This is a genomic window from Humidesulfovibrio sp. (assembly GCF_035560995.1).
Classification (GTDB): Bacteria; Desulfobacterota; Desulfovibrionia; order Desulfovibrionales; family Desulfovibrionaceae; genus Humidesulfovibrio.
In genome coordinates this window covers 1-9,351 of sequence record NZ_DATMYK010000269.1, presented here as the reverse complement: position 1 = coordinate 9,351, position 9,351 = coordinate 1, and the positions used below count along the sequence as shown (strand labels likewise).

At 68.3% G+C, this 9,351-nt stretch carries 9 protein-coding genes; 6 read left to right on the top strand and 3 right to left on the bottom strand.

Annotated features, from left to right (window positions below):
- From VN419_RS10430 to VN419_RS10415, 4 genes are all read left to right on the top strand, one after another.
- Window positions 1-686, top strand: a 686-nt coding sequence (locus VN419_RS10430; protein ID WP_325647167.1) for an acylneuraminate cytidylyltransferase family protein, incomplete at its 5' end; no start/stop codon positions are given.
- An 11-nt stretch (window positions 687-697) separates the two neighbouring features.
- A complete protein-coding gene (locus tag VN419_RS10425; RefSeq protein WP_325647166.1) occupies window positions 698-1,771 on the top strand; it encodes a Gfo/Idh/MocA family oxidoreductase in 1,074 nt (357 codons plus the stop codon).
- 19 nt (window positions 1,772-1,790) lie between these two features.
- Complete coding sequence (locus tag VN419_RS10420; protein WP_325647165.1) at window positions 1,791-2,774, top strand: Gfo/Idh/MocA family oxidoreductase; 984 nt, start codon at window positions 1,791-1,793, stop codon at window positions 2,772-2,774.
- Between the two features lie 154 nt (window positions 2,775-2,928).
- A complete protein-coding gene (locus tag VN419_RS10415; RefSeq protein WP_325647164.1) occupies window positions 2,929-4,050 on the top strand; it encodes a response regulator in 1,122 nt (373 codons plus the stop codon).
- Here the strand turns inward: VN419_RS10415 and VN419_RS10410 are convergent.
- Window positions 4,029-4,793, bottom strand: a complete 765-nt coding sequence (locus VN419_RS10410; RefSeq protein WP_325647163.1) for a metallophosphoesterase family protein — start codon at window positions 4,791-4,793, stop codon at window positions 4,029-4,031. The two genes, VN419_RS10415 and VN419_RS10410, sit on opposite strands and share 22 nt — an antisense overlap.
- 203 nt (window positions 4,794-4,996) lie before the next feature.
- Between VN419_RS10410 and VN419_RS10405 the strand changes: the two genes are divergently transcribed.
- Complete coding sequence (locus VN419_RS10405) at window positions 4,997-5,887, top strand: LytTR family DNA-binding domain-containing protein (RefSeq protein ID WP_325647162.1); 891 nt, start codon at window positions 4,997-4,999, stop codon at window positions 5,885-5,887.
- A gap of 193 nt (window positions 5,888-6,080) precedes the next feature.
- Window positions 6,081-8,018, top strand: a complete 1,938-nt coding sequence (gene acs, locus VN419_RS10400) for an acetate--CoA ligase (protein ID WP_325647161.1) — start codon at window positions 6,081-6,083, stop codon at window positions 8,016-8,018.
- Window positions 8,019-8,322: 304 nt separating this feature from the next.
- Here acs and VN419_RS10395 read toward each other — a convergent pair whose 3' ends face one another.
- Together VN419_RS10395 and VN419_RS10390 are read right to left on the bottom strand one after the other, a co-directional pair.
- The gene (locus VN419_RS10395; protein ID WP_325647160.1) at window positions 8,323-8,514 is read right to left on the bottom strand and encodes a hypothetical protein; all 192 of its coding nucleotides are present in this window, start codon (window positions 8,512-8,514) and stop codon (window positions 8,323-8,325) included.
- A 291-nt stretch (window positions 8,515-8,805) separates the two neighbouring features.
- Window positions 8,806-9,351, bottom strand: a 546-nt coding sequence (locus VN419_RS10390) for a formate dehydrogenase accessory protein FdhE (RefSeq protein WP_325647159.1), incomplete at its 5' end; no start/stop codon positions are given.

Below are 9,351 nucleotides of genomic sequence, written 5' to 3'. Positions count from 1 at the left end.
TCCTGGCCACCATCAGCGCGCGCGGCGGCAGCAAGGGCGTGCCGGGCAAGAACATCCGCGACCTGGGCGGCCTGCCCCTCATCGCCTGGACCATCCGCGAGGCCCGGCGCTCGGCCCTCATCGACCGGCTCGTCGTGTCCTCCGACGACGAGGGCATCCTGGCCGTGGCCCGCGCCCACGGAGCGGAGACGCCCTTTGTCCGCCCGGCCGAGCTTGCGCGCGACGACACCCCCGGCGTGGCCCCGGTGCTGCACGCGGTGGAGGCCCTCAAGCCCGAAGCCTACGACTACGTGGTGCTCTTGCAGCCCACCTCCCCCTTGCGCAGCGTGGAGGACATCGACGGCTGCATCAAGGCCTGTCTGGATGGTCGCCACCCCTGCGTGCTCACCGTCACCGAGCCGGACAAGAGCCCCTACTACATGTTCACCATGGACGCGGGCGGGCTCATGGCCCCGGTCATTGAGCAGAAAAGCTACTTCACCCGCAGGCAGGACCTGCCCCGCGTGTTCGCGCCCAACGGGGCCGTGTACGTGGCCGACTGCGCCTGGCTGGCCGGCACCAGAAGCTACCTGACCCCGGAGACGCGCGGTTTTGAAATGCCCCGCGAACGCGCCTGGGACATCGACGAAGCCCTTGATTTCGACATCTGCGAGCTGCTGCTGAAAAAAGCCGGCCGCCTGGCATGAACGGAGCACCCATGAAGACCCTGAACGCGGCGGTCATCGGCCTTGGCGGCATGGGCCGCAGGCACGTTTCCGCCCTGGACGCCCTTGCGGCGCGCGGTTTTGCCGTGCGCGTTTCCGCCCTGTGCGACATGAACACCGCCGCGGTGCAGGAACTGGCCGCGGCCCGCTCGGCGGCGGGGCAGGGCGCCCCGGTCGTCTTCGCCGACTGGCGCGAGGCCATTGCCGCCGGCGGCGTGGACCTTTTGTGCATCGCCACCAACGGCCCCAGCCACCGCGACATCGTGCTGGCTGCGGCCGAGGCCAAGATTCCCTTTGTGCTGTGCGAAAAACCCATGAGCACCAGCGGAGCGGCCGCGCGCGAAATGGCGGGCGCCTGCGAGGCCTCGGGCACGCGCCTGGCCGTGAACCTGTGCCGCCGCTTCCTTACGCGCTGCCTGCTGCTGCGCAAAGCTCTGGGCGATGGCCTGGTGGGCCGTCCCCGGCGCTTCTGGTCCATCATCGGCGGCGGCGGCGTGGGCTGCGTGGGCCTGCATTATTTCGACTACGCGGGCTGGCTTTTCGACGCCAAGCCCATCTGGGTCAGCGCGGAACTGACGCAAAACCCCGCGCCCAACGTGCGCGGCCCGCAGTTCTTCGATCCGGGCGGGCAGGTGAGCGTGGGCTTCGAGTGCGCGGACGGCTGGCGCTTCATCGGCGACTTCGAGCTGTCCGAGGACGTGCCCCGCGCCTCGCGCTGCATCGTCATCGGCACCGAGGGCGTGGCCGAGACCGACGATTTCACCCCGGCCCCGGCGGGCGCGGCCCGCGCCACGGCCCGGCCGCTGGACCAGCGCCATGTGGTCAAAACGCGGCTGGTGCAGCCGGAGTCCGTGGCGCTTGACCACGGTCCCACGCTGGACATCGTGCAGGCCACGGCCGACTGTCTGGCCGACCTCTTGGGAGCGTACGAGCATCCCACCATTCAGGCGGGCATCGAGTCCGTGGATGTGGTCATGGCCGCGCACCTGTCCTCGAAGCAGGGCGGCGCGCGCGTGGGCCTGCCCCTCAGCGGCGCGGGCCTTGCGCTCGATGTGCCCATCACCTAGCGACCTCCGAGGACAGCACATGACCGCCGCCGCTTCCGCCCCCTTGCGCATAGGCCTCATCGGGGCCGGGCTCATCGCCCGGCAGCACCTGCTGGCCATGGCGCGCGTGCCGGGCCTGGTTCCCGCGGGCATCAGCTCGCGCACGCGGGAAAAGGCCGAGGCCCTGGCAGCCGAATTCGCCATCCCCCTGGTAGCCGAGACCCCGGAGGAGCTGGCGAAAAACGCCGACGCCCTCATGGTCCTCGTTTCGCCCCAGGCCATGGCGCCGCTTGCCCTGCGCCTGCTGCCGCTGGGCCTGCCGCTGTTTCTGGAAAAGCCCGTGGGCCTTAGCGTGGCCGAGGCCGAGGACGTGGCCCAGGCGGCCCGCAGCAGCCGCACGCCGAACATGGTGGGCTTCAACCGCAGGCACTATTCCGTGTTCGCCAAGGGGCTGGAGAAGATCCGGGAGCGCGGGAGGCTTCTGTCCGTGCTCATCGAGGGCAGTGAGCGCATCGCCGTGGCGCGCGGCACCGGGCGCTTCAGCGAGGACGTGCTGCGGGCCTGGCTGTACGCCAACGCCACGCACACCATAGATCTCTTGCGGCACTTCGGCGGCGAACCGGAAGTGGTCCGCGCCCTGTGCGCCAGCCTGCACGAGGAGCTTGGCGACCAGTTCGCGGCCTGCCTGCGTTTTCCCGGCGGGGTGCTGGGCTCGTACACGGCCAACTGGCATTCGCCGGGCGGCTGGGGCGTGGTGCTGAAGGGCGAGGGCGTGAGCGTGGAGTTCCGCCCTCTGGAGACCGGCCGCGTGGCCTACGCCGACGGGACCACGGAGGTCATCGAGGCCGACGCCTGCGAGGCGGGCGTGAAGCCGGGCTTCGTGGGCCAGCTGGAGGCCTATGAGCGCCTTGTGCGCACGGGCGAGCTGGCCCCGCCCTCCCAGGACCTTGAGGGCGCGCTTCTGACCATGCGCCTGGCCGCGCGCCTCACCGCCGATCCGCTGATTCTGGACCAGGCCCGTTGAGGGGCTCCGGCCGCCCAAAGACCGCGAAAGCCTTGGCCTGCGTTGACAGCCATACTTCCAGGGCGTATTTTTCAACACTTCGGGTCGATTGCCCTTTCGCAGCCCCCCTGCCCGTCGTCCCAGCCTCCGGTCCAGGCCGGAGCAGAGGAGGACCATGAACGTTGCAGAGAACATGAAGAACCGGCCGCGCATCCTCGTGGCCGATGATGAAACCATCATCGCCATGCAGCTGGGCGAGCTTCTTGAGTCCGAGGGCTACGAACTGGCAGGGGTGGCCGCCACCGCCTCCCAGGCCGTGGAGATGGCCGCGGACCTGCGGCCGGACCTCGTGCTCATGGACATCGTCATGCCCGGCGGCGCGGACAACACGGCGGGCGGCGCGGACGGCGGCATGTCCGAACCCGGCGACGGCATCGACGCCTGCGCCATCATCCAGCGCGACCTGCACATTCCCGTGGTGCTCTTGTCCGCCCACGGCGAGGAACACTTCCTGCGCCGGGCCCGCCGGGCCCTGCCCTCGGCCTATTTGCTGAAGCCCTGCCAGAACACCCAGGTGCGCGCCGCCATCGAGGTGGCCCTGGCCCTGCGCGTGCACAACGATCCCTCGGCCCCGTTCCGCCTGCGCGAGGCGCACCACCGCATCAAGAACAGCTTTTCGCTGCTGCACAGCATGCTGCGCATCCAGGAAATCCAGACCACGGACGCCAAGGCCCGGCACTCCCTGGCCGATGCGGGCGCGCGGGTGCTGGCCCTGGCCAAGGCGCACGAATCCATGGTGGGCGGCGGGCCGGACGCCATGAGCGACGCCAAGGCCCATGTGGAGCGCCTGGCCAGCACCCTGTTCGGAGCGCAATCGCCGCCGCCGCCGCAGGCGCCCCTGGCGCTGGAGCTGGATGTGGAGGCCTTAAACCTTCTGCCCGCACAAGTCATTCCCTGCGGCATCTTCCTGGCCGAGGCCCTGACCAACGCCATCAAGCACGCCTTTCCCGCCTGGGACGGGAGCGACGGACAGGGGGACGGCACGCAGGGGGGAGGAGTCATCCGGGTGGAGCTGCACGCGCGCGGCGGCCAGGCGGAGCTGAGCATCGCCGACAACGGCAGCGGGCTTGCGGGCGACCCCGCTGAACTGGGGCGCAATTCCTTTGGCCTGCAATGCCTGCACGCCGCTGCGGAACAGCTGGAAGGGCAGATGGCCATCGCCTCGGCCCCTGGGCAGGGTGCGCGCGTCAGTGTGCGGTTCCCCCTGTACCGCGACTACCAGAGCCGGTCGGCGTAGACCGAGGGCAGGCCCTTTTCGATGATGGCGGCGGCGGTTTTGGCGATGTCGTACGCCACGTAGCGCACGTCGATCTTGTCCGGGGCATTCCCGTCTCCGGGCTCCCACAGCAGATATTTGGCCTTGTTGTTGCCGTCGCGCGGCTGGCCCACGGCCCCGGCGTTGATGATGTGCCGCGCCGCGGGGTTCAGCGTTATTCTGCCCTTGCCCAGCACCTTGCGCGCGATTTTCGTGCGCTCCTGGCCGGTCAGCAGGCTGATGCGCTCCAGCTCGTGGGTGTGCCCGGCGAAGCACAGGCGGTTCTGGTACAGGCCGAAGGTTTCGCGAAAGCCCGCGTCGTCCAGTTCGTACAGGTACTTGCTCACCAGTCCCGGCGGGCAGCCGTGCACGAAGAGCGCGCCAAAGGCCTCGCAGGTGCGCGGCAGGGTGCGGAAGTACATCAGCGCCTCGTCGGACAAAAGCTCGCGGGTGCGGTCGAGCGCCTTGCGCGCCTGGGGGTTGAACCAGCCCCGCGCCTGGGCTTCCAGCAGGCCGTGCTCGTGGTTGCCCAGGATGGACTCGACCCCGCGCTCGCGCAGGAGCTTCACGCAGGCGTCGGGCTCCGGGCCGTAGCCCACCATGTCTCCCAGGTTGATGATCCGCGAGACGTTCCGGGCGTCGATGTCCGCCAGCACGGAGGTCAGCGCCTCCAGGTTGCCGTGCACGTCGCTCATGACGGCGATGGGCTGTGTATTGTCGCTCATGCAGGAAGGCTACATCAGCCCGGTGCAACACGCAACGTGACAGAGGGGCCGCCTGTCGGCCGCCAAGCCTGCCATGTGGCCTTGCGCGGCGGAATTATTTACGGCACAAGTCCCTGTGAGGCCTGCCGCCTTTCGCCCCCGCGCCGCCCCCCTTCGGCTCAGTTTCGGGCGGCGTCAACACTGCTACCGGGAACCGCCCGCACATGGCCAAGCTCAAGACGCTTCTGCTGCACCCGGACCCCCTTGTCCGGCGCGACCTGCGCCGGGCGCTCTCCGACGCGGGCTTTCTGCAGGTGCTGGGCGAGGCCGTCACGGCCTTCGAGGCCATGGAACTCATCGAGGCCATCCCCTACGGCGCGCTGTTCATCGGGCTTGACCTGCCCGGCGGAGTGAACGGCCTGGAGCTGGCGCAGATGCTCTCCGGCCGGAAGAACAAGCCCGCGCTGGTGTTTCTGGCCGCAAGCGAATCCCACGCCTACGCCGCCTTCGAGCAGGGCGCCACGGACTACCTCTTGTGGCCCGCGCCGGAGGAACGCATCCAGAAGACCCTGGCCAAGCTCTCGGAGTTCAAGGCCCGCTTCCGCGAGGTGCCCATGCCCGAGAAATGGTCCGAGGCCGCGCCCCAAACGGCCTTTGACGACGGCCCCTGGCCCGGCGAGGACGACAAGACCGTCTCCGTGCCGCTTGAGGACGACGAGCAGGAGCACTTCCTCTCGGCCCTCAAACAGGCCTGGGACACCAACCAGGCGCGCACCCCGGAGATAGAGAAGCTGGCCGTGAGCCAGGACGGCCGCATGTTCCTGGTGCCTTACGGGCAGATCGTGTTCGTGGAGGCCTACGAGGACTACTCCTACGTGCACACGGCGAGTCAGAAGTACCTCACCAGCTACCGCGTGAAGTACCTGGAGGAGCGCCTGGCCCCGCACCGCTTCTTCCGCGTGCACCGCAAATATTTGGTCAATCTGGATATGGTGACGGAAATCGCGTCGCTGCCCGGCAGCAACTTCATGCTGCGCACCGCGGGCAGAACGCGCATCGAGCTGCCCATCAGCCGCAGGCGCATAGCCAGCCTCAAGCAGGTGCTGGGCTTCTAGGCGCGCCGGGCCGGACTTTCCTGGGCGGCCCCGGCCATTCACCGCGCCAGCGCCGCCGTCCGTCGAATGGCACGGGCCAAGGCCGTGCGGACTGATGTAGACACTGTGCACATGCGGGCCGCAACAAGCGGAACGCCCTGGCTTTGGGCCGCGCCGGACCCCCCCCTTCCCGCGCCCGAGGAGGACGAAGAACATGGACAACAGCGGAACCCTGGACAGCCTGGCGCAGGAGCTGCGCGTCTTCAGGCCCCTGCCCCAGCTGGTCATAGAGGCCAACGTGAACCCCCAGGAGCTGGAGGGCTTCCGCCGTCAGGCCGCCCACGACCCCCTGGGCTACTGGGAGGAGGCCGCCGACGAGCTGGACTGGTACAAGAAGTGGGACAAGGTGCTCGACGATTCGGACGCCCCCTTCTACCGCTGGTTCCCCGGCGCGCGCTGCAACATCGTCTACAACTGCCTGGACCGCCACATAGAGACGGCCAACAAGAACAAGCTGGCCCTCATCTGGGAAGGCGAGCCGGGCGATTCCCGCAAGTTCACCTACTACGAGCTCTACCGCGAAGTGAACCGCTTCGCCGGGGCCCTGCGCACCCTCGGCGTCGCCAAGGGCGAGCGCGTGGTCATCTACATGCCGCCCCTGCCGGAGGCCGTCATCGCCATGCTGGCCTGCGCGCGCATCGGCGCGGTGCATTCCCTCGTCTTTGCGGGCTTCTCGGCCAAGGCCCTGCGCTCGCGCATCAAGGACGTGCAGGCCAAGCTCGTGGTCACGGCCGACGGCTTCTACAGAAACGGCCAGATCATCAAGCTGAAGCCCGTGGTGGACGAGGCCCTCATGGGCGCCAGCACCGACAGCGTCGATTCCGTCGTGGTGGTGCACCGCGCCAAGGTGGACACCGACATGCAGGAGGGCCGCGACTTCTGGTTCGACGACGTGGTGCGCCGCGAAAGGCCGGAATCGCCCGCCGAGGTCATGGACGCGAACGATACGCTGTTTCTGCTGCACACCAGCGGCACCACCGGCGCGCCCAAGGTGGTTTCCCACTGCCACGGCGGCTACATGGTGGGCGTGCACCGCACCCTCACCCACGTGTTCGACATCAAGCCCACGGACATCTTCTGGTGCACCGCCGACCTCGGCTGGGTCACGGGGCACAGCGCCGTGGTCTACGGGCCGCTTCTGGCCGGCACCACCACCCTCATCTACGAAGGCCACCCGAACTACCCCCAGGCCGACCGCATGTGGCACATCGTGAGCAAGTACGGGGTGAACATCTTCTACACCGCGCCTACGCTCATCCGCATGCTCATGCGTTTCGGCCCGCAGTACCCGCGCATGCACGACCTCTCCACCTTGCGCCTGCTCGGCACCGTGGGCGAGCCCATAGGCCCGGAGACTTGGCTGTGGTTCTACCGGCACATCGGGCGCGGCGAATGCCCGCTGCTCGATACCTGGTGGCAGACCGAAACCGGCATGTTCATGATTTCGCCCCTGCCCATCTCGCTTCTGAAGCCCGGCAGCGTCACCAAGCCCCTGCCCGGCGTGGAGGTGGACGTGGTGGACCGCGAGGGCAAGCCCGTGCCCACCGGCAAGGGCGGGCTGCTCGTCATCAACAAGCCCTGGCCCGCCATGATGACCGGGGTCTTCGACCCAAGCGGCAAGGACGAAGGCAAGCAGCGTTACCTGGAAGCCTTCCGCCGCTTCCCGGGCAAGTACCTGGCCGGAGACGTGGCCAAGCGCGACGAGGACGGCTTCCTCTGGATCCAGGGCCGCGCCGACGACGTGCTGAACATCGCCGGGCACCGCCTGGGCACCGCCGAGCTGGAGAACGCCTTCCGCGCGCATCCGGCCGTGGCCGAGGCCGCCGTCATCGGCGTGCCCGACAAGATCAAGGGCGAGGCCGCCAAGGCCTTCGTCATCCTGAACCAGGGCTTCAGCGGCTCCGATGAACTGGTGCTGGAGCTGCAGCACCACATGCGCAAGGAGCTCGGCCCCGTGGCCGTCATCAAGGGCGTGGAGTTCCGCGAAACCCTGCCGCGCACCAAAAGCGGCAAGATTCTGCGCCGCGTGCTGAAGGCCGAGGAAACCGGCGAAGCGCCCGGCGACCTGAGCATGCTGGACGAAGAGGAATAAAAGAGAAGCAAGGGGCGCCGCCCCTTGGACCCCGCTGGGGCGCTGCCCCAGGCCCCGCCAGGGGGTATGCACCCCCTGGACCCGCAGGGCGAATGCAAAGGCCGGAACGAGCCCAACTCGTTCCGGCCTTTGCATTCGCAGGGGGGAGGAGTGGGGGCTGTGGTCGGAAAACAGGACGGAGTTGTGGCACAAAATGAAAGAGACAAGGCGCAGGGCAGAGAGGGGAAAGCCTTCTGCCTTGGCTGGCTTGCGCGGCGGGGGGCGCCACGCAACGTGCGGCTGGCCGGGCGGCGGGGCCTGTGGACTAAAGCTTCGGCGTGGCCGGGGCGAATTCCGGCTGGCTGGCGGCGCTCTGCTCCAAAAGCAGCTCCCCGCAGGCCTTGATGCGCGCCACGATACCGGCGTCTTCTCCCAGGCCGCAGAAGGGCAGGCAGAACACGCAGTCCTTGGATTCGGAAGCCGTGGAAGCCTTCGGGGTGGCGGTTTTGTCGATCATGGCGCACCTCGTCCGTGATTTGTTATGTCCTGTGTGACATAGCAACGGGCGTCGCGTCAAGGGCGGGGGCGCTTGTGCTCGCTCTTCATGTTGGGCATCGCTATTGGAGCCCGCAGGGGGTATGCACGCATGCCGAACGAAAGGCCCCGGAAGCGCTGCGCTTCCGGGACCTTTCGTTCGGAGATGGCTCCGAGGGGCGCGTTGCGGCACCCCATGAAAAGTCTTTGGAAAGGGGGGCCGGGGGGAGAACCTTTCTTCAGAAAGGTTTCCCCCCGGCTCGTCTTTTTCTCGCTACGTCAGCGTATTCCAGGGCGAGGGAGCCATGGGCGTATAGCCGCGCTCCTGGGCCAGCACGTCCAGGTGCAGCAGGCTCATGGCCAGCATTTCCAGATTGATGCGGTCGGTGCGGTCCACCATGTTCACGGTATTGAAGTAGGTCCTGCAGTCCAGGCACAGGTGCGCGCGTTCGAATTCCGAGCGCGGATCGCTTTCGGCCAGCAGGATTTCCAGGCGCGCTGGATCTTCGCAGTCGCAGGCGGCGCAGCGCATGCGCGGGAAGCGCCACAGGGCGGCGCACTGGCCGCAGTGGAACCACAGCTGTCCGGCCTTGGCGATGAGGAACTCGGAGTCCTCCTTGCCTTCCTTTTGGAAGCCCGCATCCGGGCCGCCGCCGCATACGGGGCAGTAGCCCCGCCGCCAGGCGTCCTGGTCGATCTGGGGGGAAAGACGGACGGCTTCGCTGGTCAGCACGGCCAGCAGGCCTTCGGTTGCGGTCATGTGCAGCGCGGCCGAGGCGAGGTGCAGGCGCGCGGCCAGGGCTTCCATGCTGTGCTGTGC

Coding starts and splice junctions, on each gene's coding strand:
- VN419_RS10395 (WP_325647160.1), bottom strand. CDS start 8,514: ATGATCGACAAAACCGCCACCCCGAAGGCTTCCACGGCTTCCGAATCC.
- VN419_RS10425 (WP_325647166.1), top strand. CDS start 698: ATGAAGACCCTGAACGCGGCGGTCATCGGCCTTGGCGGCATGGGCCGC.
- acs (WP_325647161.1), top strand. CDS start 6,081: ATGGACAACAGCGGAACCCTGGACAGCCTGGCGCAGGAGCTGCGCGTC.
- VN419_RS10415 (WP_325647164.1), top strand. CDS start 2,929: ATGAACGTTGCAGAGAACATGAAGAACCGGCCGCGCATCCTCGTGGCC.
- VN419_RS10410 (WP_325647163.1), bottom strand. CDS start 4,793: ATGAGCGACAATACACAGCCCATCGCCGTCATGAGCGACGTGCACGGC.
- VN419_RS10420 (WP_325647165.1), top strand. CDS start 1,791: ATGACCGCCGCCGCTTCCGCCCCCTTGCGCATAGGCCTCATCGGGGCC.
- VN419_RS10405 (WP_325647162.1), top strand. CDS start 4,997: ATGGCCAAGCTCAAGACGCTTCTGCTGCACCCGGACCCCCTTGTCCGG.